Raw genomic sequence first — 24781 nt, 5'->3', positions numbered from 1 at the left:
TTGTCTCGCCCCTGCCGGCACCCGTCGTGCAGCGATGCTAGAATGCCGCGCTCAACGTTTCGGCACCGCGCCGCCGCGCGTCCCCCGAACCCGCCCCCCACACGATTCCGCCCGTGAACTTCGACGACTACTGTCAGCAAAAGGCCGCCCCTGCGGGCTCCAGCGTCTACTACGCGCTGCGTCAGGCGCCGCACGCCACGCAGCCGCGCCTGACCGCGCTGTTCGCGCTGCGCCGCGAACTCGAGGAAACCGTCAAGGAAACCAGCGACCCGACCGTCGGACACACGAAGCTCGCGTGGTGGCACAAGGAACTCGCGGCGCTGGCCGACGGGCAGCCATCGCACCCGGTCACGAAGGCGCTCGCGCAGCATCATCCGGCGATCGCCGCCGAGGCCGATGCATTGCGTACGCTCGTCAACGGTTACGGGATGGATCTCGAACAGGCGCGCTACCTCGATTTCGCGAACCTGCAGCGCTATATCGCACAGGTCGGCGGCACCTTCGCGTCGCTGGTCGCGCGCGCAAGTTCGCCAAACCCGGCGGATCCGCAACCGTGGGCCGCGGACGCCGGCCGCGCGCTGATGCTCGCGCAGTTCGTGCAGGATCTCGGCAACGACGCACGCCACGGCCGCATCTATCTGCCGATCGACGAACTGCAGCGTTACAACGTGACCGCGGCCGATCTGCTGAACCGCCGCTACAGCCCGGCCTTCACCGAATTGCTGCAATTCCAGACGGCCCGCGCGCGCGAAGCGCTCGTGGCCGCCGAAGCGGCGATCCCGGCATCGGAACGCCGCGCCCAGCGCACGCTGCGCGCGCAGATCGCGCTGGCCGGCTCGCTGCTCGACGAAATCGCGCGCGACGGCTACCAGGTGCTGCATCAGCGCATCGCGCTGACGCCGATCCGCAAGCTGTGGATCGCGTGGCGTACCGCACGCCGCCGCTGATCCTCACGCCTCACGCCTCACGCCTTCAACAACGGCAGCGTATCGAAGCGCTGCTGCAGCACGCGGGTCGCGTCGAGCCCCCACCATGGCCCGAGCACGGTCGCGTAGAGCTGGCGGAAATCGACCGCGACGGGCAGGTTGCCGTTGCCGTCGAGCCGACCGAGCGCCGGCGGCGCACCGTACAACCCGCCGGCTACGCGCCCGCCCATCACGAAATGCGGCGCGGCCGTGCCGTGATCGGTGCCGTTGCTCTGGTTCTCGCGCACGCGCCGCCCGAATTCCGCATACGTCATCACGAGCGTCTGGTTCCAGCGCCCGAGTTCGATCAACGCGCCGCGCATCGCGCTCATCCCTTCCGCGAACTGCTTGAGCAGCGCAGCCTGCTGCCCCGGCTGGTTCTGGTGCGTATCGAAGCCGTTGAGCGTCAGACGCAGCACCGCGACGCCATCCTGCGCACCCGGGCCGGACGCTTCGCACGCAGCCAGCACCTGCATCGCGGTCTTGACCGACGTGCCGAACGCGCCGGCCGGAAAGGCGGTCCTGAATTCACGCATCCCGCCGCGCGGACGCAGCCGGTCGGCCGCCTTCACGATGTCGTTCTCGACGTCGATAATGTGGGCGAGCGCGGGGTTCTGTTCGCGCAGCGACGACGGCTCGGCAAGCCGGGCCGCACGAATGAACTGCGCGGGATTGACGAGCGCGATCGCACGCGCACCGTTCGAGAGCGGCCCCATCTCGGCACTGCCGAGCACGACGCCGTCGGCCGCGAAACCGGGCGGCACGGGCGCCTGCGCGAACGTGCGCGTCAGCCAGCCTTCGTGCAGATACTGATCCGAGCGCGACGCGGTATCCCAGATCTCGATCGAGCGGAAATGCGACAGGTTCGGCTGCGGATAGCCGACGCCCTGCACGACCGCGACCTGCCCGTCGCGCCACAGCGGCATCAACGGCGCGAGCGACGGATGCAGCCCCGTGTGCGCGTCGAGTTGCAGCACCTGCTCGCGCTTGATGCCGATGCTGCGACGGAACTGGTAATACAGCGGGTCCGCATACGGCACCACCGTGTTGAGGCCGTCATTGCCGCCCTTCAGCTCGACGAGGATCAGCACGTTCGCGTACCCGGCCGCCGGTTGGCGCCCCGCCTGCGCCACGGCAGCCGCCATCGCAGGCGCCTGCCACATCGACACGCCGGCCGCGGCCGCGGCGCCTGTCAGCGTCAGAAAATCACGTCGGTTCATCGCGCATCCTTTGGTTCACCGTCCGACACCTTTGCCGCACCGGCTCCCCGCTTCATCGTCGTTCGAATCATTTCAGTTGATAGGCCGGATCCATCAGCAGCGCCTCGAGATACGCGCTGCCGGTCGAATCCGTATCGATCGCCGCGACCGGCGACAGTTGCAGCACCGCATGCTGCAACTGAAGCTCGGTCGACAAACCGGCGATCGCCTGCGGCCGCGCGCGATATTGCGCAAGCCAGCGCTCGAGGTCGAAACGCAGGCCGGCGCGCGCGGGCTTGGCAGGCGTTCCGTGCATGCCGGCAGCGGACGCCGTCTCGACCACCGGCATCGCATGCGCGCGGGCATTCGGCGGCGGCACCATCGCATGCGCCGGCGGGTGCATGCCGGCCGTCTCCGTCGCGCGGAACAGTTGCTCGACGAACTGCTTGCGCGCGAGCAGCGTGGTGCTGTTGATCCACAGCGCGCCGCCCGGCCAACCCTTCACGTTCGGCGGATAGAACAGGTTCTGCCCGAGCGTGCGCACGGTGTTCGCGAGCATCTGCGGATCGCCGTATGAAACCTCGAACAGCCGCACCGACCCGACGACGAACTCCGCCGGCGACTTGACGAGCACGCCGCGATTGCGAGGATCCCAGAAGGCGTCGGTCGACCACAGCGCGGCGAGCGCCGCGCGAATGTCGTAGCCGCTCGAACGAAACCGTTCGGCCACCGCATCGAGCGCGCCCGGATCGGGCGTATCCGACACGAACTCGCGCCACAGCTTGGCGGCGATGAAACGCGCGGTACCGGGCCGCTTCAGCAGGATGTCGAGAAAGCCGTCGCCATCGAACGGCCCCGTTTCGCCGAGGATCGTCTTGTCGCCGGCGTCGTGCAGATCCGGCCGAACCTCGAAGCGATACGTATCGGGGTCGACCGTCCAGCCCGTCATCGCACGCGCGGCTTCGGTCACGTCGTTTTGCGTGTAATGCCCTTCGCCGAGCGTGAACAGCTCCATCACCTCGCGCGCGAAATTCTCGTTCGGGCGCCCCTTGCGATTGCTCGCGCCATCGAGGTACTGCAGCATCGCCGGATCCTTCGCGACCGCATGCAGCAGCACGCCGAAGTTGCCGAGCGCCTCGCGGCGAAACAGCGCGTTCTGCGCCGCCATCGTCTGCGGGTAAGGCACCTTGTCCTGCCCCGACGTGAAGTGCCCGTGCCAGAACAGCGTCATGCGCTCGGTGAGCGGCGACGGCGTGACGATCATCTCGTTGACCCATGCCGCGCGCAGCGCATCGTACCGAACGTTGCGCTCGCGCTGCTCGTCGCGCCGCATGTCGGGCGTCAGCGCCTGGCGCTGCGCGCGCGTCGGCGGCAACTCGGCGATCCAGTCGGGCCAGGTCGTGACGGGGTCGCGGCGAACGTTGCCGAGCGTGTCGGCCACGACCTGCGCGCGCGTCATGCCGACGACGCGCGCAACATCGGCGGGCGCGGGAGAAAAACCGGTACGACTCAGGAAAAACAATGCATCGTCCGCATCGAGCGGCGACTGCATGGCGGGCGACGGCGCCGGTGCGGCAGCGTTCGCTTTCATTGTCATGGACTCCCGGAGCGCACCGGCGGTGCGGATGCCGGTACAACGGCAATCGGCAGGCGAAAGTTGACGGAAAAATTGCTACGAATCTTTTCCGCGCGAAGTATGTCGCTCCGGGCGAAAGACGGCGTGTCAGCGCTTGTACAGCTCGCGAACGGCGTCTTCGATGTGCTGGCGCAAAAGGTGGCGTTCCTCGGGCGTCATGTGCCCGTCGCGGCGGCGCTGTTCGAGATCGGGAGGCACGGCGGAACGAACCGTCATCTCGGCGGTACGATCGGACTGCGGCGCTTTGCCGCGCGGCAGCTTGCGCGACGATGCGCCCTGCTCGGGGCGCTGCGCATACGCGAAGTTCGACGCATACGGACCGGCAAGCGCGATCGTCAGCATCAGTGCAATCCGGGCAGATCGCATGACCGTCCTCGCTTCTTTGGTCGATTTGTTCCCTTCGTCACGCGGCAACCGGCTACCTCTGGTACTTGAAAAACCCTGCGGAATTCGGGTGTGCAAAGATGGATGATGGAGTGCAGGGGAGTATCTACCGAATTTCGGCTTCGAGTAAAGGAATCTCTATAGCCTGCCTTTACTCGGCGCGACACTACGGGTAAATTTTGTAACCGACTGTAACGCACGAAAATACGCGGCCGTGCGTCAATTCCCATTCGCGATAAGATGCCGATCATGGAAACGAAAAACCCCTCCAAGATTCTCGTCGTTGACGACGACCCGCGCCTGCGCGATCTGCTGCGCCGCTATCTCGGCGAGCAGGGTTTCAATGTCTACGTCGCGGAAAACGCGACCGCAATGAACAAGCTCTGGGTACGCGAGCGTTTCGACCTGCTCGTGCTCGACCTGATGCTCCCGGGCGAAGACGGCCTGTCGATCTGCCGCCGCCTGCGCGGCAGCAACGACCGCACGCCGATCATCATGCTCACCGCGAAGGGCGAGGACGTGGATCGCATCGTCGGCCTCGAGATGGGCGCCGACGATTACCTGCCGAAGCCGTTCAACCCGCGCGAACTCGTGGCGCGCATTCATGCGGTGCTGCGCCGCCAGGCGCCGGCCGAACTGCCGGGCGCGCCGTCGGAAACCACCGAGGTGTTCGAGTTCGGCGAGTTCTCGCTGAACCTCGCGACGCGCACGCTGACGAAGTCGGGCCAGGAAATTCCGCTCACCACCGGCGAATTCTCGGTGCTGAAGGTGTTCGCGCGTCATCCGCGCCAGCCGCTGTCGCGCGAAAAGCTGATGGAGCTCGCACGCGGCCGTGAATACGAAGTGTTCGACCGCAGCCTCGACGTGCAGATCTCGCGCCTGCGCAAGCTGATCGAACCGGATCCGGGCAGCCCGCGCTTCATCCAGACTGTCTGGGGCCTCGGCTACGTGTTCATCCCGGACGGCGCCGCCTGATCTTTTTCCTTTCCGGTTTCGCCCGCCCACGGCCCGTCCCATGCGTATCGACCGGCGCCTCCTTCAGCTCGCGTTCGGCGGGCTGTTCTGGCGCACCTTCCTGCTGATCGCGCTGCTGATCTCGGTCAGTCTCGCCGCGTGGTTCCAGAGCTTTCGCGTAATCGAGCGCGAGCCGCGTGCGCAGCGCGTGGCTCTCCAGCTCGTCGCGATCGTGAAGCTCACGCGCACCGCCCTGCTCTATTCCGATCCCGATTTGCGGCGCGCGCTGCTGCAGGATCTCGAGAGCAACGAGGGCGTGCGCGTATACCCGCGCGAGAAGACCGACAAGTTCAAGCTGCAGCCCGACGAATCGCTGAACCGCCTGATCGAACACGACATCCGCAGCCGCCTCGGCGACGATACCGTGATCGCGCAGTCGGTCAACGACATTCCCGGCGTGTGGATCAGCTTCAAGATCGACGACGACGATTACTGGGTCGCGCTCGACCGCGACCAGCTCGACAACGTCACGGGCCTGCAGTGGGCCGGCTGGGGGCTGTTCGCGCTCGCGTTGTCGCTATTCGGCTCCGCGTTCATCACCAGTCTGGTGAACCGGCCGTTCTCGCGGCTCGCGCTCGCCGCGCGGCAGATCGGCTCGGGCCAGACACCCGAGCTGCTGCCCGAGCGCGGGATGGGCGTCGCGGCCGAGACCAATCGCAGCTTCAACCAGATGGTGCGTGACCTCGAGCAGCTCGAGGCCGACCGCGCGCTGATGCTCGCGGGCATCTCGCACGACCTGCGCACTCCGCTTGCGCGGCTGCGGCTCGAAACCGAGATGAGCCCGTCCGACCAGGCGACCAAGGACGCGATGGTCGACGACATCGAGCAGATGGATCGCATCATCGCGGCCTTCATCGACTACGCCCGCCCGTCGCAACGCAAGCCGGAGCCCGTCGATCTGTCGTCGATCGCGCAGGAAGTCGCCGCCCGCGTGTCGGGCGAGGATGGCGTCGAGATCCGCACGCGGCTCGCGCCGAGCGCGGTGATCGAAGCCGACGAGACCGACATGCGCCGCGTGATCGGCAACCTCGTCGAGAACGCGCGCAAGTATGGCCAGAGCACGCAGGACGGCGTGTCGCGCATCACGCTCGAGACGCGCGTGTCGCACGCGCGCGTCGAGCTGTCGGTGAGCGACGAAGGCCCCGGCATCCCCGAGGATCAGCTGCCGCTCGTGATGCGGCCGTTCTACCGCGTGGACACCGCGCGCACCAAGGCGGACGGCACGGGCCTCGGGATGGCGATCGTGCTGCGCCTCGTCGGCCGCTATCGCGGCGCGCTGCGGCTGCGCAACCGCAACCCGGAAGCGGGCCTCGAAGTCACGGTCGAATTCCCCGGCGCCGGCAAGGCGCGTGCGACTGCGTGACGCGCTCGCGCACGCTTCTTGCGCTGCACACTATCGATCCGGTTGAAAAAAGCTATGAGGCTCGTTAGTCAAAATCTATTGAAGCGACTAACTAATAGTGTTATAGTTTTGCCCATGCTGTCACATCATCGTTGCAGCACCGAGGTAGCTTGACTCAGTCTTCTTCCCAACTCATACAGGAGTATCCGCATGAAAACCGTGGGCGATAAACTCGAAGCTTTCACCGTCGTAGCCGCGAAGCCGGGCTTCAACAATCACGAGGAAAACGGCCAGTCGGCGTTCGAGACCGTCACCGAAGCGTCGTTCCCGGGCAAGTGGAAGATCATCTACTTCTATCCGAAGGATTTCACGTTCGTGTGCCCGACGGAAATCGTCGAATTCGCGAAGCTCACGAAGCAGTTCGAAGAGCGCGATGCCGTCCTGCTGGGCGGCAGCTCGGACAACGAATTCGTCAAGCTCGCATGGCGCCGTGAGCACAAGGACCTCGACAAGCTGAACCACTACTCGTTCGGCGACGTCAAGGGCGAGCTGATCGACCAGCTCGGCGTGCGCGACAAGGAAGCCGGCGTGGCCCTGCGCGCAACGTTCATCGTCGATCCGGACAACACGATCCAGCACGTTTCGGTGAACAACCTGAACGTCGGCCGCAGCCCGGAAGAAGTCCTGCGGATTCTGGACGGCCTGCAAACGGACGAACTGTGCCCGTGCAACCGTGCAGTCGGCGGCGCAACGCTGTAAGCGCATCGATGCACGAAGCCCGCGGCGCACGTCCTGCCTGCGGGCTTTTTTAACGGCCAACCCATAGGAGATATCAATGGAATTCATCGATTCGATTAAGGCACGTATTCCCGACTACGCGAAGGACATTCGCCTGAACCTCGACGGCACGATCTCGCGCTCGTCGCTCGAAGGCACCGACGCGGTGGGCGTCGCGCTGGCTGCGGCCATCGCGGCGAAGAGCACGGTGCTCATCAAGACGATCCGCGAAGCCGGCGTCCTGTCGCCCGAAGAGACGAACGCCGTGCTGACGGCGGCCGCGCTGATGGGGATGAACAACACCTGGTATCCGTATGTCGAGATGGCCGACGATGCCGACCTGAAGACGCAACGCGCCGAGCTGCGGATGGGCGCGTATGCGACGCACGGTGGCGTCGACAAGCGCAAGTTCGAGATGTACGCGCTCGCCGCATCGATCGTCGGCAAGTGCCACTTCTGCGTGAAGTCGCACTATGCGCTGCTGAAGAACGAGCAAGGGATGACCGTCACGCAGCTGCGCGACGTCGGCCGTATCGCGTCGGTGATCAATGCCGCCGCGCAAGTGATCGCCGCAGAAGGCGAATAAGCGGTTGCACCACCCGGCCGGCAACCGCGCCGGCCCGGTCGCCGCGCCAAACGAAAATGCCACGCACCCGCGTGGCATTTTTCATTTCCGCAGCGCGGCGCAGCGCAGCGGGCGAACCGCGCGCCGCCGCCCGGCGTCAGCCGCCCTGCTTCACCAGCAGCGCGGCGGCCTGCGCCTCGATCCCTTCGCCACGGCCCAGATAGCCGAGCTTCTCGTTGGTCTTCGCCTTCACGTTCACGCGATCGAGCGGCAGCCCGAGATCGGCCGCGATGTTCGCGCGCATCCCGTCGATATGCGGCGCCAGCTTCGGCGCCTGCGCGATCACGGTGCTGTCGACGTTCTGGATCGTGAAGCCGGCAGCCTTGACGCGTGCGGCGCACTCGCGCAGCAGCACGCGGCTGTCGGCGCCCTTGAACGCCGCGTCCGTGTCGGAGAAGTGGCGGCCGATGTCGCCGAGCGCCGCCGCGCCGAACAGCGCGTCGGTGATCGCGTGCAGCAGCACGTCCGCGTCCGAGTGGCCGAGCAGGCCGCGTTCGTACGGAATCGTCACGCCGCCGATGATGAGGGGGCGCCCCTCGACGAGCTGGTGCACGTCGTAGCCTTGTCCGATTCTGAAATCCATGCGTATTCCGATTGTGAGGGGTGAAAGTCAGGAAGCGTTCGAGGAGCGTGCGAGGATCGCTTCCGCGAGCGCGAAATCTTCCGGGTACGTGACCTTGAAATTGCGCAGGCTGCCCTGCACGACGCGCGGCGTATGGCCAGCCCATTCGATCGCGCTCGCCTCGTCGGTCAGGTCGTGCCCTTCGCGCTGCGCGCGCAGGATCGCCTCGCGCAGCATGCCGATGCGGAACATCTGCGGCGTCTGCGCCTGCCACAGCGCGTCGCGCGACTCGGTGCGCGCGATCGCGTCGCCGCCGGCCGGCACGCGCTTGAGCGTATCGGCCACCGGCAGCGCGACGATGCCGCCGACCGGATCGTCCTTCAGCGTCGCGACGAGCGTGCGAATCAGCTCCGGCGTGATGCCCGGGCGCGCGGCGTCGTGCACCAGCACCCAGTCATGGTCGGTCGCGCCGAATTCGGCCAGTTCGAGCAGCCCGTTCAGCACCGACGCCTGACGCGAGCCGCCGCCGCAGCGGCGCACCGCGAAGCGCAGGCCCGCGAAGCGGCGCGCATCGAAGTGGGAATCGTCGGGCGCGAGGACGACGAGCGTCTGCGCGAATTCGCTGCACGCGTCGAACGCGGCAAGCGTGTAATGCAGCAGCGCGCGGCCTGCCAGCGTGCGGTATTGCTTCGGCACGGCCGAGCCGGAGCGGCTGCCGGTGCCGGCACAGGGAATCAGGGCGAAAAGTCGGGGAGTCACGAAGGGAAACGCCGGAAAGATGAAATCGAGAAGCGGATTTTATAATAGGTCTTTCGTCTCGACCGGCGCACCGCGATGCGCCCGTGCACGCCACCCCTGTCGTCCCTATGCCAGATAACGCTTCCACCCCGTCCGCCTCGCCCGTTGCCCGCGTCAAGCCCGGCCAGCGCTTCGCCTTCGACGGCGCGCATGGTTCCGCCGACGCGCTCGCCATCGCCCGTTATCTCGCCGACAACCGCCAGGACGTGCCGCTCCTCGCGGTGATCTGCGCGAACGCGGTCGACGCGCAGCGGCTCTCGCAGGAAATCCGCTACTTCTCGCCCGACGCGCGCGTGCGCCTGCTGCCGGACTGGGAAACGCTGCCGTACGACACGTTCTCGCCGCACCAGGATCTCGTGTCCGAGCGGCTGGCCACGCTGCACGACCTCGGCGAGGGCCGCTGCGACATCCTGCTCGTGCCCGCAACCACCGCGCTGTACCGGATGCCGCCCGCGTCGTTCATGGCCGCGTACACGTTCGCGTTCGCACAGGGCGAGCGCCTCGACGAGGCGAAGCTGAAGGCGCAGCTCACGCTGGCCGGCTACGAGCACGTGAGCCAGGTCGTGCGGCCCGGCGAATACTGCGTGCGCGGCTCGCTGATCGACCTGTACCCGATGGGCTCGCCGCTGCCGTACCGAATCGACCTGTTCGACGACCAGGTCGACTCGATCCGCGCGTTCGACCCGGACACGCAGCGCAGCCTCTACCCGGTACGCGACGTGCGCCTCCTGCCCGGCCGCGAGTTTCCGTTCGACGAAGCCGCGCGCACGGCCTTCCGCAGCCGCTGGCGCGAGACCTTCGAAGGCGACCCGAGCCGCGCGCCGATCTACAAGGACATCGGCAACGGCGTGCCGTCGGCCGGCATCGAGTACTACCTGCCGCTGTTCTTCGACGAAACCGCCACGCTGTTCCACTACCTGCCGCAGGATGCGCACCTCGTGTTCACCGGCGATCTCGAGGCGTCGATCCGCCGCTTCACGGCCGACACGAAGCAGCGCCATGCGTTCCTCGCGCACGATCGCGAGCGGCCGATCCTCGAGCCGCAGCGCCTGTTCCTGTCCGACGAGGATTTCTTCGCATTCGCGAAGCCGTTCGCCCGCGTCGTGCTGCCCGCGCAGCCGGCCGGCGGCTGGGCGACGGCGCTGCCCGAGCTCACCGTCGACCGCCATGCCGACGATCCGCTCGCGTCGCTGCGCACGTTCGTCGAATCGTCGGGCAAGCGCGTGCTGCTGACGGTCGAATCGGCCGGCCGCCGCGAGACGATCCTGCAACTGCTCGCCGAACACCATCTGCGCCCCGCGTCGAACGACCACTTCGCCGGCTGGCTCGAGAGCGACGCACGTTTCGCGCTCGGCGTCGCGCCGCTCGCGAACGGCTTCGCGGTGCCGGGCGAAGGCTACGCGGTCGTCACCGAAACCGAGCTGTACGGCGCCCTCGGCCGCCGCACGGGCCGCCGCCGGCAGGAACAGGCGAGCAACGTCGACGCGATGGTGCGCGACCTGTCGGAGCTGAAGGTCGGCGACCCGGTCGTCCACGCACAGCACGGCATCGGCCGCTACATGGGCCTCGTGTCGATGGATCTCGGCGAAGGCGAAACCGAATTCCTGCATCTCGAATACTCGGGCGACAGCAAGCTCTACGTGCCGGTCGCGCAGTTGCACGTGATCTCGCGCTACAGCGGCGCCGATCCCGACAGCGCGCCGCTGCACGCGCTCGGCTCCGGCCAGTGGGAACGCGCGAAGCGCAAGGCCGCGCAGCAGATCCGCGATACCGCCGCCGAGCTGCTGAACCTCTACGCACGCCGCGCGGCCCGCGAAGGCCATGCGTTCTCGCTCGATCCGCGCGACTACGTGAAGTTCGCGGAAAGCTTCGGCTTCGAGGAAACGCCCGACCAGGCGGCCGCCATTGCCGCCGTGATCGGCGACATGACGAGCGGCAAGCCGATGGACCGCCTCGTGTGCGGCGACGTCGGCTTCGGCAAGACCGAGGTGGCGCTGCGCGCCGCGTTCATCGCGGTGCTGGGCGGCAAGCAGGTCGCGCTGCTGTCGCCGACCACGCTGCTCGCCGAGCAGCACACGCAGACCTTCGCCGACCGCTTCGCGGACTGGCCGGTGCGCATCGTCGAGCTGTCGCGCTTCAAGACCACGAAGGAAGTCAATGCCGCGATCGCGCAGATCAACGAAGGCAGCGTCGACATCGTGATCGGCACGCACAAGCTGCTGTCGTCGGACGTGCAGTTCAAGCGCCTCGGCCTCGTGATCATCGACGAGGAACACCGCTTCGGCGTGCGCCAGAAGGAAGCGCTGAAGGCGCTGCGCGCGGAAGTCGACGTGCTGACGCTCACCGCGACGCCGATCCCGCGCACGCTCGGGATGGCGCTCGAAGGGCTGCGCGATTTCTCGGTGATTGCGACGGCACCGCAGAAGCGGCTCGCGATCAAGACCTTCGTGCGCCGCGAGGAGGAAAGCGTGATCCGCGAGGCGATGCTGCGCGAACTGAAGCGCGGCGGCCAGGTGTACTTCCTGCACAACGAGGTCGAGACGATCGAGAACCGCAAGGCGATGCTCGAGGCGCTCGTACCCGAAGCACGCATCGTGATCGCGCACGGCCAGATGCACGAACGCGAACTCGAACGGGTGATGCGCGATTTCGTCGCGCAGCGCGCGAACGTGCTGCTGTGCACGACCATCATCGAGACCGGCATCGACGTGCCGAGCGCGAACACGATCATCATGCATCGCGCGGACAAGTTCGGCCTCGCGCAGCTTCACCAGCTGCGTGGCCGCGTCGGCCGCTCGCACCACCAGGCATATGCGTACCTGCTGGTCCACGATCCGCAGGCGCTGACCAAGCAGGCGCAGCGCCGGCTCGAAGCGATCCAGCAGATGGAGGAACTCGGTTCGGGCTTCTATCTCGCGATGCACGACCTCGAGATCCGCGGCACCGGCGAAGTGCTCGGCGACAAGCAGTCCGGCGAGATCCACGAGATCGGCTTCCAGCTCTATACCGACATGCTGAACGACGCGGTGAAGGCGCTGAAGAACGGCAAGGAGCCCGACCTCACCGCCCCGCTCGCTGCGACGACGGAAATCAACCTGCATGCGCCGGCGATCCTGCCGGCCGACTACTGCGCGGACGTGCAGGAGCGGCTGTCGCTGTACAAGCGGCTCGCGAACTGCGAACACGGCGACGCGATCGACGGCATCCAGGAAGAGCTGATCGACCGCTTCGGCAAGCTGCCGCCGCAGGCGCACGCGCTCGTCGAGACGCACCGGCTGCGGATCGCCGCGAAGCCGCTCGGCATCGTGAAGATCGACGCGAGCGAGGTGGCGATCGGGCTGCAGTTCGAGCCGAATCCGCCGATCGATCCGATGCGGATCATCGAGATGGTGCAGAAGCATCGGCACATCAAGCTCGCGGGCCAGGACAAGCTGCGCATCGAGACGCGCTCGCCCGATCTCGCGATCCGCGTGTCGACGATCAAGGAAACGCTGCGCGCGCTCGGACCCAAGCAGGGAGCGGCTGCCGCGGTGCGCTGACGCGCTAGCGACAGGTGCGGCGTTGCTGCACCGCACTGCGCCCGGCGCGGGCGGGCCGACGCGTTTTTGAGTATGATTTTCCCATTCATCAGACGGAGTTTTGCCATGTCCACTCTCGACGCGACAGCGCCGTCCGCCGCACCCCAAGGCGAAGCGTCGCTCGTCAGCCTGCCCTGGATCAAGCAACTGGTGTCGATGGACACGACGAGCCGCGTGCCGAACCTCGGCCTGATCGAAACGGTGCGTGACGCGCTGGCCGCGAAAGGCATCGCATCGACGATCACGCACGATCCGCGTGAAGGCTGGGCGAACCTGTTCGCCACCGTGCCCGCGCACGACGGCTCGACGAACGGCGGCATCGTGCTGTCCGGGCATACCGACGTCGTGCCGGTCGACGGCCAGCAATGGGACAGCAACCCGTTCGCGCCGGAGATCCGCGACGGCCGCCTGTACGGCCGCGGCACCTGCGACATGAAGGGCTTCATCGGCGCCGCGCTCGCGCTGCTGCCCGAGATGCAGGCGACGAAGCTCGCGAAGCCGATCCATTTCGCGCTGTCCTATGACGAGGAAATCGGCTGCGCGGGCGCGCCGCTGATGATTGCGGATCTGGTCAAGCGCGGCGTGCAGCCGTCCGGCTGCATCGTCGGCGAGCCGACCAGCATGCGGCCGATCATCGCGCACAAGGGCATCAATGCCTACCGCTGCTGCGTGCGCGGCCACGCGGCGCATTCGTCGCTGACGCCGAAGGGGCTGAACGCGATCGAGTATGCGGCGCGCCTCATCTGCCACATCCGCGACATCGCCGACCGCTTTCGCGCCGAAGGCCCGTTCGACGAACTGTACGACGTGCCGTTCACGACCGCGCAGACGAGCACGATCCAGGGCGGCAACGCGATCAACACGGTGCCGGCCGAGTGCCGCTTCGACTTCGAGTTCCGCAACCTGCCGACGCTCGATCCCGAGCAGATCTTCACGCGCATCGAAGCGTATGCACGGGACACGCTGCTGCCGCAGATGCTGCGCGAGCATCCGAATGCCGCGATCGAGTTCTCGAAGATCGCCGCGGCGCCCGGCCTCGACGCCACCGAACAGGCCGCGATCACGCAGCTCGTGCGCGCGCTGACGGCCGACCAGGACAAGCGCAAGGTCGCGTACGGCACCGAGGCCGGCTTGTTCGAACGCGCGGGCATCCCGAGCGTCGTGTGCGGGCCCGGCAACATCGAGCAGGCGCACAAGCCGAACGAATATGTCGAGCTCGCGCAGCTCGCCGGCTGCGAACAGTTCCTGCGCAAGTTCATCCGCAGCATGTCGGTCGACGCACACTGACTGCCTCCCGCCACGCCGGCTCGCGTGTGCGGGCCGGCCCACTCCGCCACCCGCCACGTCATGTCGACTGAACAACAGGGCGCCGCCCATACGACGATCGACGGCGAGCCGATCCCGACGCTCGACGAAATCGCCGCGCAGCATTTCGCGCTGTCGCCGTGGGTCGTGCGCACGCCCGTGTTCGAACGCGCCGACCTGCCATCGCTTGAAGGCACGCACGTCAACTTCAAGTTCGAGCTGCTGCAGGTCAGCGGCAGCTTCAAGGCGCGCGGCGCATTCACGCACCTGCTCGCGCTCGACGAGGCGCGCAGGAACGCCGGCGTCACCTGCGTATCGGCCGGCAATCACGCGCCGGCCGTCGCGTACGCGGCGATGCGGCTCGGCAGCAGCGCCAAGGTCGTGATGTTCCATACCGCAAGCCCGTCGCGCATCGCGCAGTGCAAGCAGTACCGCGCGGAAGTCGTGCTGGCCGGCAGCGCATCGCAGGCATTCGATCTGGTCCGGCGGATCGAGGCCGAGGAAGGCCGCTTCTTCATCCATCCGTTCAACGGCTATCACACGATCCTCGGCACCGCGACGCTCGGCTACGAATGGGCGACCCAGACGCCTGACCTCGACGCGGTGATCGTGCCGATCGGCGGCGGCGGGCTCGCGGCCGGCATGGCGACCGCGCTGCGGCTCGCGAATCCGCGTGTGCACGTGTACGGCGTCGAACCGGAAGGCGCCGATGCGATGAGCCGCAGCTTCGCGGCGAATCACACGATCAAGATGAGCGCGATGCAGACGATCGCCGATTCGCTGATGGCGCCGCATACCGAGGAATACAGCTACCAGCTGTGCCGGCGCCACGTCGACCGCATCGTCACCGTGTCCGACGACGCGCTGCGGGCCGCGATGCTGTTCCTGTTCTCGCAGCTGAAACTGTCGGTCGAACCGGCTTGCGCGGCTGCGCTGGCCGCCCTGCTCGGCCCGCTGCGCGAAACGCTGCAGGGCAAGCGCGTCGGCGTGCTGCTATCGGGCACCAGTACCGACCCGGCCACACTCGGCATGCATCTCGCGCACGCGACACTGAAGCACTGACCCCACATCGGGCACGCGCGGACGAACCTAGGGTTATCCCCAGATTATGTTGACAGCCCTGTTGATAACCCGCCGGACAAGCACGCAAGTGGTTGAGCGCGCAGCGTTTTGCACGCGCGGAGGTCGATCGTCACGAAATGGGCAGATGCGGCCGCTGGCCGCCTGCGCCATGGCGATCGCCCTGCTCGCCGGTTGCGCGGCACCGCCGTCGCCCGTCGTCGACGCCCCCCCGGCCTGCACGCAGCCCGGCGAAAACCGCATGCTGCAGGCCGACCTGCTGTTCGGGCGCGACATCACGGGGCGCGGCCCCGTCACCGATGCGGAGCGCGCGGCATTCCTCGCCGACACGGTCACACCACGGTTCCCCGACGGCCTCACCTACTGGGACACACACGGCCAGTGGCGCGACCAGACAAGCGGCGGGATCACGCGCGAAGACAGCTTCGTGATCCGTATCATCGCCGACGATACGCCCGATACGCGCACGCGGCTCGCCGCGATCCGGCAAGCGTATATGCAGCGCTTTCACCAGCAATCGGTCGGCATGACGGTCGTGCCGGCCTGCGCATCGTTCTGATTCCCCCTTCTCCGTCCGCCGGCCATTCGCGCAAAAAAAACGGGCGCCCGAAGGCGCCCGTCGCATGCCGGAACCGCGGCGTGCCGCTTACTTGCTCTCGAACATGTCCATGATCTGCTGCTTCTCCTGCGGCGTGACGGGCGGCGGCGCAAGCCCCGCCGCGCCAGCCGAGCCGAGCGCATCGTTCGCGCTGATCGAATTCTCGGCCGGGTTGATGTCGACGTTCGCGACGAAGCCATTGCCCGGCGTGCGATCGGCGTAGTACAGCTCGCCGTCGATCGACGTCAGGCCGTCCGGCATCGGCATCTGCTGCTCGGGCACGCCGTTCAGCGCGGTGCGCATGTAGTTCACCCAGATCGGCAATGCGAGCTGTGCGCCGAATTCGCGGCTGCCGAGGCTCTTCGGCTGGTCGAAGCCCATCCACGCGACCGCGACGAGCGACTGCTGGTAGCCGGCGAACCAGCCGTCCTTCGCGTCGTTCGTCGTACCCGTCTTGCCCTGCAGGTCGCTGCGGCCCAGTGCGTTGGTGCCCGCGCCCGTGCCGGCCGTCGCGACCGAATGCAGCAGGCTGTTCATCACGTACGCATTGCGGCCTTCGATCGTGCGCGGCGCCGTGCTGCCCGCGAGCACCGGCTGCGACTTCTGCAGCGCCTGGCCGCGTGCGTCGTCGACCTCGGCGATCAGGTACGGATCGACCTTGTAGCCGCCGTTCGCGAACACCGCATAGCCGGTCGCGAGCTGCAGCGGCGTCACGAGGCCCGCGCCGAGGGCCATCGGCAGGTAAGGCGGCGTCTTCGCGGGATCGAAGCCGAAGCGCTGCGTCACGTACTGCTGCGCGTACTGCGTACCGATCGACGCGAGGATCCGGATCGACACGAGGTTCTTCGAACGCTGCAGGCCGGTGCGCATCGTCATCGGGCCGTCCGGCTGGTCGTCGTCCTTCGGCTCCCAGGCGGTGCCGCCCGGCACGCTCGGCGGGAAGTACAGCGGCGCGTCGTTGATCATCGTCGCCGGCCCGAGCCCCTTGTCGAGCGACGCCGAGTAGATGAACGGCTTGAACGACGAGCCCGGCTGCCGCCAGGCCTGCGTCACGTGGTTGAACTTGCTCTTGTTGAAGTCGAAGCCGCCGACGAGCGAGCGGATCGCGCCATCCTGCGGCGCGATCGCGACGAGCGCGCCTTCGACCTGCGGCAGCTGCACGACCTGCCAGCCCGTCTTGCCGTCCTTCAGCACGCGCACGACCGAGCCCGGCTTGATGCGCAGCGTGTCGTTCGCGCGGGGGCTGAGCGCGCCCGCCACGAAGCGCAGCCCGGCCGGGCCGATCGTCGTGGTCGCGCCGCCGACGAACTGCACCTCGACCGCATTCGGCGATGCCGACAGCACGACCGCCGACTGCAGGTCGCCGTTGTCCGGGTGATCGGCGAGCGCGTCGTCGATCGCCTCGTCGCGGTCGTCGCCGGCCGCCGGCAGCTTGATCGACGCTTCCGGCCCGCGATAGCCGTGGCGGCGCTCGTAGTCGAGAATGCCGCGACGCACGGCCTGGTACGCGGCTTCCTGGTCGGACGAGTTGATCGTCGTCGTGACGGTCAGCCCGCGCGTATAGGTTTCGTCCTTGTACTGCTGGTACATCATCTGCCGCACCATCTCGGCGACGTACTCGCCGTGCACCGCGTACTGGTTGCCCGGCGTGCGCACGTGGATCTCCTCCTTCACGGCCTCGTCGTACTGCGGCTGCGTGATGTAGCCAACCTCGAGCATGCGCTTCAGGATGTATTCCTGGCGCACCTTCGCGCGCTTCGGATTGACGACCGGGTTATACGCGGACGGCGCCTTCGGCAGCCCCGCGAGCATCGCCGCTTCCGCGAGCGTGATGTCCTTCAGGTCCTTGCCGAAATACACGCGCGCGGCGGCCGCGAAGCCGTACGAGCGCTGGCCGAGATAGATCTGGTTCATGTACAGCTCGAGAATCTGGTCCTTCGTCAGGGCCTTCTCGATCTTGTACGCGAGCAGCATTTCGTAAATCTTGCGCGTGTAGGTCTTCTCGCTCGACAGGAAGAAGTTGCGCGCGACCTGCATCGTGATCGTGCTCGCTCCCTGGCGCGCGCCGCCGTGCATCAGGTCGGCGACACCCGCGCGCAGGATGCCGACGAAGTCGACGCCGCCGTGTTCGTAGAAGCGGTAGTCCTCGATCGCGAGCACCGCCTTCTTCATCACGTCCGGAATGTCCTGGAAGCGCACGAGGCTGCGGCGCTCTTCGCCGAATTCGCCGATCAGCACATGATCGGCCGTGAACACGCGCAGCGGCACCTTCGGCTGGTAGTTGGTCAGCGCGTCGAGCGACGGCAGTTGCGGCGCCATCACGACCAGCGCGTAGCCGACGATCAGCGCGCCGACGATCGCCAGCGTCGCGATGAGGCCGGCGAACCACAGCATGACGCGCGAGCCGAACGAGCGACCGCGCCCTCCGCCGCCGCTGCGCTGGGTGCGGCGGTCGTCGTCGCGATCGTCGTCATCGGGGTAATAGGCTCCGGACGGCGAACGGCGCAGCGTGTAGTGGGGTTCGTTCCTGTCGGAAGAAGAAGGCGGTCGTTTGATAATTGGCATGTCGGAATGGCGGGCGGTCGTGGCGCCCTCGGACGCATGCGGAAATGCAGGCGAATGAATCAGAGCGGATACAGCGTGATGCGGCTGTCACGTCGACAGCCCCCGCCGCGCGGCGATCCGTTCCCGCGACGTGACAGCGCATTTTAATGAAATCGACCGGGTGCCTTCGCGATTTTTTGTAAAAATTCCCGCAATGCCGTGATTTAAGGAACGTATTGTCGGCATCCTCTGCCTATCATGGACACGCAATATCGCGCGCACGCGCCGGCTTTCTTTCAGTCGCGAAAGGTTCGACATCGTGATGCGCAAGCCGCTTGAACTCGCGCGTTTAAGCCGTATTTAAGTGAACCGGTGGTGTAATATCCGCCGGCTCATGCGGGTCGGAACCGGCTCGCAACGGGCACTGCCGCTCTCACGCGGCGCCTTTCAACCACGGAGGATTCCATGTCGCTTTTCGACTCTGTTTCGCGCACGATCAAAGGCCTGCTGAACGATGCGGCCGATTCGGTACAGGATCCGTCGCGCGACGCACGGCAGATCGTGCGGGAGCTCGACGACAGCATCGGCCGTGCCGAGAATTCGCTGATCGAGATCGAGGCACAGGTCGCGACCCAGCGCAGCAAGCGCGATGCGGCCGACGACAAGGTGAAGAAGTACGAGGACGGCGCGAAGCGCGCGCTGCAGTCCGGTGACGAAGCGCTCGCCCGCGAGGCCCTCGCCGCGCAGTCGAACGCGGAAGCCGAGCGTGACGCGCTCGCAGCCGAATTGACGACGCTCGAGCCGTCGGTCGACAAGCTGAAGGGGCAGATCGCCGACATGCGTCAGCGCCGCAACGACCTGAATGCACGCTCGAACATCCTGCAGGCCAAGCAGGAAATCGCGCAGGCGAAGGACGTCGCGGCCAGCGCCCTGGGCGGCATCGGCGGCAAGAACCTGTCCGAGGACTTCCAGAAGCTCGAGGACAAGGTCGCGCTGCAGAACGCCCGCTCGGACGCGCGCCTGAATTCGGCCGACACGTCGAGCGGCAAGGCGCTCGACGACAAGCTCGCCGCGCTGAACAAGGGCCCGTCGGTCGAGGATCGCCTCGCCGCGCTGAAGAAGCAGCTCGACACGCCCGCGCAGTAACGGCCACTGCGGGCAACCGCGCCGCCGCCCGCCCCGGGCGCGGCGCGAACCGATCGTCAGGAGACGGGCGCCTGCGCCCGGTTCGACCATGAAGAAATCTCTCGCCGCACTCGGCCTCTCGCTGATGGTGCTGTCGTCCGCCGCGTTTGCGGTCCCGTCGCTGCAGCAGGTCGAGCAATCGATCGCGCAACGCAACTGGCAGCAAGCCGACACGCAGCTGTCGCAAGTCATCGACGCCCATCCGAACAATGCGCATGCGCGCTACCTGTACGCACAGGTGCTGGACCGCGAGGGCCGCGCGTCCGACGCACTCGAGCAGCTGCAGCGCGCGAAGTCGCTCGATCCGCAACTCAAGTTCACCGACGCATCGCGCTTCGCGCAGACCGAGTCGCGCATCCGCGCCGACGCCGCGCGCGTGAGCGGCAACGTGCCGTCGGCCACGCAGGCAGGGACGCTGCAGCCGGGGCTCGCGCCCGCTGTCGCGCCGGCCGAAAAACACGGCCCGTCGACCGGCATGTGGATCGGCTTCGGGTTGATTGCCGCGGTGATCGCGCTGGTGCTGCGCTGGACGCTGCGGCGCGCACGCACGGCCGACGACAGCCGCGCCGACGACGAACGCCGCACGCAGCTCAAGCGCGCCACCGACGTGCTGAACGACATCCGCCCGCTGAAGCTCGACGCGAAGCTGTCGACGGCGCCCGGCGCCGCGGCGCTCACGGGCGAACTCGAAGCGATAGAGACCGATGCGCGCACGCTCGTCGAAACGCTGTCGAACGGCAAGAACCCGGTGCCGCCGTATCGCGTCGATGAACTCGAACAGCGTCATGCAAGCGTGAAGGCACGCGTCGAAGGCCGTCCCGACCCGGCCGCGCAACCCGCGGCACCGGCGAACGGCAGCGGCTCCGTGTATGCGCAGGAAGCCGATCGCATGACGGGCGCGCAAGGCCAGCCGTATCCTCAGCAGCCCTACCCGCAACAGCAACCGCCGGTGGTGATCCAGCAAGGCGGCGGCGGGTTCGGCGGCGGCATGGGCGGGTTGCTGACCGGTGTGTTGCTCGGCGAGGCGATGTCCGGTGGCCGCGAGCGCGTGGTCGAACGCGACGTGATCGTCGACGGCGAGCGCCGCCGGCAGGAGAACGACCCGGGCTTCGACCTCGGCCGCGGCGACAGTTCGAACTGGAGCGACGGCAACGGCGGCGGCGGCGGCATGGATCTCGGCAGCAACGACGACGGCTGGACCGACGACAACACCTGACGCTACGCAGCGCGTCGACGCCCCCGCGACGCGCTGCATTGCACGCCACGCTCCCCTGCAGGGCCGGCCGCGCCGACGCGCGGATTTGTCAATCATTTCAAGATGGACTACCGGCAATGGGGAGCGTTCGCTATCATGCGGCCATCGGCGTGCCACCGACCCTCATTCGACGCTCTGCATCCCTGCGCGTCGCGGCACGCCTCCTCTCGCCCCAAACAGGAGAAAGCCGCTCATGAGCATCATCAAGGAATTCAAGGAGTTCGCCGTCAAGGGCAACGTCATGGATCTCGCCGTCGGCGTGATCATCGGCGGCGCGTTCTCGAAGATCGTCGACTCGGTCGTGAAAGACCTCATCATGCCGGTCATCGGCGTGCTGACCGGCGGCCTGGATTTCTCGAACAAGTTCGTTCTGCTCGGCACCATCCCCCCGACGTTCAAGGGTAATCCCGATTCGTTCAAGGACCTGCAGGCCGCGGGTGTCGCCGCATTCGGCTACGGCTCGTTCATCACGGTGGCAATCAATTTCGTCATCCTCGCGTTCATCATTTTCCTGATGGTGAAATTCATCAACAAGCTGCGCAAGCCGGAAGAAGCCGCACCGGCCGCGACGCCGGAAGACACGGTGCTGCTGCGCGAGATCCGCGATTCGCTGAAGCAGCGCTGATCGCCCAGCGCCCCGCCAGCCAGGCCCGCCTCGTGCGGGCCTTTTTATTGCGCGCGCGATGCACCGCCGCATGCGGCCTATCTCACTTTTTTGTGACGGGCGAATGCACGCGCGGGGAAAGCAGGTCTATGATGGAGACTAAACGACAGTACGGGCGCCAAGACGCTGGCTGTGTCGATCATGGCGAGCAGGTCGACGGGAGACATTGATCGTCGTACTGCACGAAGGCAGCATTTTCGTGTGCTATAAAGGATCGACATGCGGCGTACATAGCCGGGAGTGGGTCGCATGAAAGTGCCGCATTTCTTGCAATTGTTTTTGAGGCGAGTGTTTATGTCCTTCCCGAAAAAACGTCGGCGTGCCCAGCAGGATGGCCAGGAGTCATTCCTCGCGGTATTGCGCCACTCGAAACCGTTTGCCCAGCTCGACACCAAGATTGCCCGCGCCCGTGCGCAGGACGAACCCGTCCTGTACGCACATGTGCTGCCCGGTCTCGACGTGCTCCTGTGCAGCGTACGCGGCGCCCAGCCGCCTTATCCCGCCATCGCCGAGTTGCGCAAGCGCTGCATCGAATCGATCGCCAACGCGCTCGAGCAACCGCTGGACGGCCTCGAGAACGGCGGATACTGGTATGAAGCAAACGGCTTCGGCTTCCTCGTGTTTGCCAGCCGTGCGCGTGCGCGCATCCTGCCCGAGTTTGGTGCAGGCACGAAAGCGAGCCTGCGCGGCGGGCTCGGTCGCCAGAACGCCGGCGACACGACACCACGCTCCCTCGGCTAATCACCCTGCCGATCGATGGGCCGCCTTCGGGTGGCCCATCTGTCATTCACGCGCCTCGCTTACCCGTCACGACACCTGCTGACGCTCGTTGCCGGGTCGCACGATGTCGATGAATGCGGCGAAATCGGCACCGGCGAGCCCTTGCGCGGCGCCGAGCCGCAACACCTGCTGCACGGTGGCCGATACGGGCATCACGGCGCCCGTGTCGCGCGCCGCGTCGGCGATCGCATCGACGTCCTTCTGGAACGTGCTGAGCGCGCCGATCGGAGCATGGCCGCCCGACGTCATGCGCGGCACGAACGTCTGCAGCAGCACCGAATCGGCCCAGCCGCCGGCCAGCGCTTCGGCGAGCCGCGCGGCATCGATGCCGCTCGCCTGCGCCAGACCGACGGCCTCGGCGATCGCGGTCACCGTCGCGGTGACGATCGCCTGGTTGCACAGCTTCGCCGTCTGCCCCGCCCCCGCGTCGCCCATGTGCGTGATCCGCGACGCATACGCGTCGATCAGCGGCCGCACCGCGTCGAGATCGGCCGCGCGGCCGCCGGCCATCACCGCGAGCGTGCCGGCCTGCGCGCCGGGCACGCCGCCCGACACCGGCGCATCGACCCAGCCGACGCCGAGCGCGGCTGCACGCGCCGCGTAATCGCGCGTAGCGGCGGGCGCAATGCTCGAATGATCGACGATGCGCTGCAGGCGACGCGCACGCGCATCGCCGGAGAGCAGGCCGTGCTCGCGGAACACGACATCGCCCACCGCGCGGCCGTCGAGCACGCACACGAATACCGTCTCGACGCGCTCCGCCAGTTCGCGCGGCGTGCCGAGCACCTGCGCGCCGTCCTTCACGAGCGCCTCGGCCTTGTCGCGCGAGCGATTCCACACGCTGACCCGATGCCCTGCCGCCAGCAAATGCCGAATCATCGGCGCGCCCATCAATCCCGGTCCGCAAAATCCGACTTCCACGATGCTCCTCGTCTCCGATATGGGTTGAACTTGCCGCCCATCATACCTATCACTCAAGAAGCCGGGCACGCGCGGCGCCGCTTCGGGACCACGGCTTGCGCCGGCCATCCATACCGACATCCCAGGGAGCGCATCATGAGCGACCACGTGTACAAGATGATCGAGCTGACCGGTTCGTCGAAGCAATCGAGCGACGACGCCATCCGCAACGCGATCTCGAAAGCCGGCAAGACGCTGCACAACCTGCACTGGTTCCAGGTGACCGAAACGCGCGGCCACATCGAAGGCGACCAGGTCGTGCACTGGCAGGTCACGCTGAAGGTCGGCATGCGCATCGACGACTGACGCGCCCCCTGCATCACACGCCGCGCCGCTGACCGGATCCGTGCAACGCGCTTCCGCGCGGCGCCGCGCGCTTCACTTCGCCCCCGTTCAGGCCCCTTGTCGCGGCCCGGCCGGCGGGTACCTGCGGGTATCCATCTCTTGACGCTGATTTTCGTTCATATTAAAAACAATATACCCACCCCACCCCTCGATCAGCCCAGCCATATAAACCGGAGATAACATGAGTCAGCAACGCGAGGCGATCGACACGTACCTCTTGCGCGTCTTGCACACCTTGTTGATGGAGCGCAGCGTCACGCGCGCGGCCGTCAAACTGAACCAGTCGCAACCGGCGATCAGCGCCGCGCTGCGGCGCCTGCGCGACATCACCGGCGATCCGCTGCTGGTGCGCGGCAAATCCGGCATGGTGCCGACCGAATACGGGCTGCGCCTGCTCGAGCCCGTGCAGAACGCGCTGCGTGAAATCGAGCGCATCAAGTTCCAGCAGCACAATTTCGACCCGGCCACGTCGATCCGCTGCTACCGGATCGGCTGCCCCGACTACCTGAACGTGCTGTTCGTGCCGACCGTGGTCGAGCGCTTCCGCCAGGCCGCGCCGAACGCGACGCTCGAGTTCCATTCGCTCGGCCCCGCGTTCGACTACGAGCTCGCGCTGGAAGACGGCAAGCTCGACATCGTCGTCGGCAACTGGCCCGAGCCGCCCGAGCAGCTGCACCTGTCGAACCTGTTCGTCGATGAAATCGTCTGCCTGATGAGCAACACGCACCCGTTCGCGAAGCGCGGCGGGCTCACGCTCGATCAGTACCTGAACGCCCCGCATCTCGCGCCGACGCCGTACTCGGTCGGCCAGCGCGGCGCGATCGACGTGCATCTCGCGCGCGAACGGCTCAAGCGCCACGTGGTCGTCACGCTGCCGTACTTCAACCTCGCACCGTACGTGCTCGTGAAGTCCGACCTGATCTTCACGACGACGCGCCTGTTCGCCGATCACTACGCGAAGTTCCTGCCGCTGTCGGTCGTGCCGGCGCCGCTCGACTTCCCGCCGATGCAGTACTACCAGCTGTGGCACGAGCGTTGCCACTACTCCGATGAAGTGCGCTGGCTGCGCAGCCTCGTCGCCGAAGCCACCCGCACGCTGATCGAAGCGTAACGGCGCGGGCCGCACGCGCCGTTTCGGCGCGGCGTGGCGACAGCCGGCGGCCTGCCCGGCGGCAACGCGGCCGC

General features: G+C 67.0%; 22 protein-coding genes. 15 read left to right on the top strand and 7 right to left on the bottom strand.

The features are described 5' to 3' along the window. The first annotated feature begins 113 nt into the window (after positions 1-113). A complete protein-coding gene (hpnD, locus tag QZM35_RS09985; protein WP_089425636.1) occupies positions 114-947 on the top strand; it encodes a presqualene diphosphate synthase HpnD in 834 nt (277 codons plus the stop codon). A 17-nt stretch (positions 948-964) separates the two neighbouring features. On the opposite strand, the gene QZM35_RS09980 is transcribed toward hpnD, so the two are convergent. From QZM35_RS09980 to QZM35_RS09970, 3 genes are all read right to left on the bottom strand, one after another. Then, entirely contained in the window at positions 965-2185 is a 1221-nt protein-coding gene (locus tag QZM35_RS09980) for a DUF1501 domain-containing protein (protein WP_089431207.1), read from the bottom strand. Between the two features lie 67 nt (positions 2186-2252). Next, positions 2253-3755, bottom strand: a complete 1503-nt coding sequence (locus QZM35_RS09975) for a DUF1800 family protein (protein ID WP_089431439.1) — start codon at positions 3753-3755, stop codon at positions 2253-2255. A gap of 132 nt (positions 3756-3887) precedes the next feature. After that, positions 3888-4166: a hypothetical protein gene (locus QZM35_RS09970; protein WP_011352385.1), complete on the bottom strand. Its 279-nt coding sequence runs from the start codon at positions 4164-4166 to the stop codon at positions 3888-3890. A 267-nt stretch (positions 4167-4433) separates the two neighbouring features. Between QZM35_RS09970 and ompR the strand changes: the two genes are divergently transcribed. The 4 genes from ompR to QZM35_RS09950 all read left to right on the top strand — a co-directional run bounded on the left by ompR (position 4434) and on the right by QZM35_RS09950 (position 7903). Continuing rightward, entirely contained in the window at positions 4434-5159 is a 726-nt protein-coding gene (ompR, locus tag QZM35_RS09965) for a two-component system response regulator OmpR (RefSeq protein ID WP_004199523.1), read from the top strand. Between the two features lie 40 nt (positions 5160-5199). Beyond that, positions 5200-6561 (top strand): ATP-binding protein, encoded by a 1362-nt coding sequence (locus QZM35_RS09960; protein ID WP_174972666.1) that lies wholly within the window; start codon positions 5200-5202, stop codon positions 6559-6561. Between the two features lie 189 nt (positions 6562-6750). Beyond that, positions 6751-7299 (top strand): peroxiredoxin, encoded by a 549-nt coding sequence (locus QZM35_RS09955; protein WP_006478563.1) that lies wholly within the window; start codon positions 6751-6753, stop codon positions 7297-7299. A 76-nt stretch (positions 7300-7375) separates the two neighbouring features. Next, positions 7376-7903, top strand: coding sequence for a carboxymuconolactone decarboxylase family protein (locus tag QZM35_RS09950; protein ID WP_011352388.1), 528 nt, complete (start codon positions 7376-7378; stop codon positions 7901-7903). Between the two features lie 136 nt (positions 7904-8039). Here QZM35_RS09950 and ispF read toward each other — a convergent pair whose 3' ends face one another. Together ispF and ispD are read right to left on the bottom strand one after the other, a co-directional pair. Beyond that, positions 8040-8525, bottom strand: coding sequence for a 2-C-methyl-D-erythritol 2,4-cyclodiphosphate synthase (gene ispF / locus QZM35_RS09945; RefSeq protein ID WP_089431208.1), 486 nt, complete (start codon positions 8523-8525; stop codon positions 8040-8042). A 27-nt stretch (positions 8526-8552) separates the two neighbouring features. Then, positions 8553-9263, bottom strand: coding sequence for a 2-C-methyl-D-erythritol 4-phosphate cytidylyltransferase (gene ispD / locus QZM35_RS09940; RefSeq protein WP_089425642.1), 711 nt, complete (start codon positions 9261-9263; stop codon positions 8553-8555). Between the two features lie 107 nt (positions 9264-9370). On the opposite strand from ispD, the gene mfd reads away from it, so the two are divergent. The 4 genes from mfd to QZM35_RS09920 all read left to right on the top strand — a co-directional run bounded on the left by mfd (position 9371) and on the right by QZM35_RS09920 (position 15824). Continuing rightward, positions 9371-12841 (top strand): transcription-repair coupling factor, encoded by a 3471-nt coding sequence (mfd, locus tag QZM35_RS09935; RefSeq protein ID WP_089431209.1) that lies wholly within the window; start codon positions 9371-9373, stop codon positions 12839-12841. 105 nt (positions 12842-12946) lie between these two features. Continuing rightward, complete coding sequence (argE, locus tag QZM35_RS09930) at positions 12947-14167, top strand: acetylornithine deacetylase (protein ID WP_089425644.1); 1221 nt, start codon at positions 12947-12949, stop codon at positions 14165-14167. A gap of 60 nt (positions 14168-14227) precedes the next feature. Then, complete coding sequence (locus QZM35_RS09925) at positions 14228-15247, top strand: threonine/serine dehydratase (protein ID WP_301775857.1); 1020 nt, start codon at positions 14228-14230, stop codon at positions 15245-15247. Positions 15248-15392: 145 nt separating this feature from the next. Beyond that, positions 15393-15824, top strand: coding sequence for a DUF3574 domain-containing protein (locus tag QZM35_RS09920; RefSeq protein WP_089425646.1), 432 nt, complete (start codon positions 15393-15395; stop codon positions 15822-15824). Positions 15825-15911: 87 nt separating this feature from the next. On the opposite strand, the gene QZM35_RS09915 is transcribed toward QZM35_RS09920, so the two are convergent. Then, positions 15912-18428, bottom strand: coding sequence for a penicillin-binding protein 1A (locus QZM35_RS09915; protein WP_089425647.1), 2517 nt, complete (start codon positions 18426-18428; stop codon positions 15912-15914). 444 nt (positions 18429-18872) lie between these two features. Between QZM35_RS09915 and QZM35_RS09910 the strand changes: the two genes are divergently transcribed. The 4 genes from QZM35_RS09910 (at position 18873) to QZM35_RS09895 (ending at position 22252) form a co-directional block, all read left to right on the top strand. Continuing rightward, positions 18873-19553, top strand: coding sequence for a PspA/IM30 family protein (locus tag QZM35_RS09910; protein ID WP_059233905.1), 681 nt, complete (start codon positions 18873-18875; stop codon positions 19551-19553). 88 nt (positions 19554-19641) lie between these two features. Beyond that, positions 19642-20808, top strand: a complete 1167-nt coding sequence (locus tag QZM35_RS09905) for a M48 family metallopeptidase (RefSeq protein WP_089425648.1) — start codon at positions 19642-19644, stop codon at positions 20806-20808. Between the two features lie 232 nt (positions 20809-21040). After that, positions 21041-21472, top strand: coding sequence for a large conductance mechanosensitive channel protein MscL (gene mscL / locus QZM35_RS09900; RefSeq protein ID WP_006487991.1), 432 nt, complete (start codon positions 21041-21043; stop codon positions 21470-21472). A gap of 333 nt (positions 21473-21805) precedes the next feature. After that, positions 21806-22252, top strand: a complete 447-nt coding sequence (locus tag QZM35_RS09895; RefSeq protein WP_027784713.1) for a hypothetical protein — start codon at positions 21806-21808, stop codon at positions 22250-22252. A 66-nt stretch (positions 22253-22318) separates the two neighbouring features. Here QZM35_RS09895 and QZM35_RS09890 read toward each other — a convergent pair whose 3' ends face one another. Then, positions 22319-23212: an NAD(P)-dependent oxidoreductase gene (locus QZM35_RS09890; RefSeq protein WP_301775856.1), complete on the bottom strand. Its 894-nt coding sequence runs from the start codon at positions 23210-23212 to the stop codon at positions 22319-22321. Positions 23213-23347: 135 nt separating this feature from the next. Here QZM35_RS09890 and QZM35_RS09885 point away from each other — a divergent pair, with 135 nt between their 5' ends. Then, the gene (locus tag QZM35_RS09885) at positions 23348-23557 is read left to right on the top strand and encodes a dodecin (protein WP_011352399.1); all 210 of its coding nucleotides are present in this window, start codon (positions 23348-23350) and stop codon (positions 23555-23557) included. Positions 23558-23777: 220 nt separating this feature from the next. Then, on the top strand, positions 23778-24707 hold the full coding sequence (locus QZM35_RS09880) for a LysR substrate-binding domain-containing protein (protein ID WP_006762467.1): 930 nt from the start codon (positions 23778-23780) through the stop codon (positions 24705-24707). Positions 24708-24781 lie beyond the last annotated feature (74 nt).

This window comes from Burkholderia sp. AU45274 (assembly GCF_030482505.1).
In the GTDB taxonomy this organism is placed as follows: Bacteria; Pseudomonadota; Gammaproteobacteria; order Burkholderiales; family Burkholderiaceae; genus Burkholderia.
The sequence above is the reverse complement of the archived record's forward strand: the minus strand, read 5'-3'. Positions and strand labels throughout refer to the sequence as shown.

Bases quoted from the DNA above. Each gene is read 5' to 3' on its own strand.
- QZM35_RS09980 (WP_089431207.1), bottom strand. From the start codon at position 2,185: ATGAACCGACGTGATTTTCTGACGCTGACAGGCGCCGCGGCCGCGGCC.
- QZM35_RS09975 (WP_089431439.1), bottom strand. From the start codon at position 3,755: ATGAAAGCGAACGCTGCCGCACCGGCGCCGTCGCCCGCCATGCAGTCG.
- QZM35_RS09970 (WP_011352385.1), bottom strand. From the start codon at position 4,166: ATGCGATCTGCCCGGATTGCACTGATGCTGACGATCGCGCTTGCCGGT.
- ompR (WP_004199523.1), top strand. From the start codon at position 4,434: ATGGAAACGAAAAACCCCTCCAAGATTCTCGTCGTTGACGACGACCCG.
- QZM35_RS09960 (WP_174972666.1), top strand. From the start codon at position 5,200: ATGCGTATCGACCGGCGCCTCCTTCAGCTCGCGTTCGGCGGGCTGTTC.
- QZM35_RS09955 (WP_006478563.1), top strand. From the start codon at position 6,751: ATGAAAACCGTGGGCGATAAACTCGAAGCTTTCACCGTCGTAGCCGCG.
- QZM35_RS09950 (WP_011352388.1), top strand. From the start codon at position 7,376: ATGGAATTCATCGATTCGATTAAGGCACGTATTCCCGACTACGCGAAG.
- ispF (WP_089431208.1), bottom strand. From the start codon at position 8,525: ATGGATTTCAGAATCGGACAAGGCTACGACGTGCACCAGCTCGTCGAG.
- mfd (WP_089431209.1), top strand. From the start codon at position 9,371: ATGCCAGATAACGCTTCCACCCCGTCCGCCTCGCCCGTTGCCCGCGTC.
- argE (WP_089425644.1), top strand. From the start codon at position 12,947: ATGTCCACTCTCGACGCGACAGCGCCGTCCGCCGCACCCCAAGGCGAA.
- QZM35_RS09925 (WP_301775857.1), top strand. From the start codon at position 14,228: ATGTCGACTGAACAACAGGGCGCCGCCCATACGACGATCGACGGCGAG.
- QZM35_RS09920 (WP_089425646.1), top strand. From the start codon at position 15,393: ATGCGGCCGCTGGCCGCCTGCGCCATGGCGATCGCCCTGCTCGCCGGT.
- QZM35_RS09915 (WP_089425647.1), bottom strand. From the start codon at position 18,428: ATGCCAATTATCAAACGACCGCCTTCTTCTTCCGACAGGAACGAACCC.
- QZM35_RS09910 (WP_059233905.1), top strand. From the start codon at position 18,873: ATGTCGCTTTTCGACTCTGTTTCGCGCACGATCAAAGGCCTGCTGAAC.
- QZM35_RS09905 (WP_089425648.1), top strand. From the start codon at position 19,642: ATGAAGAAATCTCTCGCCGCACTCGGCCTCTCGCTGATGGTGCTGTCG.
- mscL (WP_006487991.1), top strand. From the start codon at position 21,041: ATGAGCATCATCAAGGAATTCAAGGAGTTCGCCGTCAAGGGCAACGTC.
- QZM35_RS09895 (WP_027784713.1), top strand. From the start codon at position 21,806: ATGTCCTTCCCGAAAAAACGTCGGCGTGCCCAGCAGGATGGCCAGGAG.
- QZM35_RS09885 (WP_011352399.1), top strand. From the start codon at position 23,348: ATGAGCGACCACGTGTACAAGATGATCGAGCTGACCGGTTCGTCGAAG.
- QZM35_RS09880 (WP_006762467.1), top strand. From the start codon at position 23,778: ATGAGTCAGCAACGCGAGGCGATCGACACGTACCTCTTGCGCGTCTTG.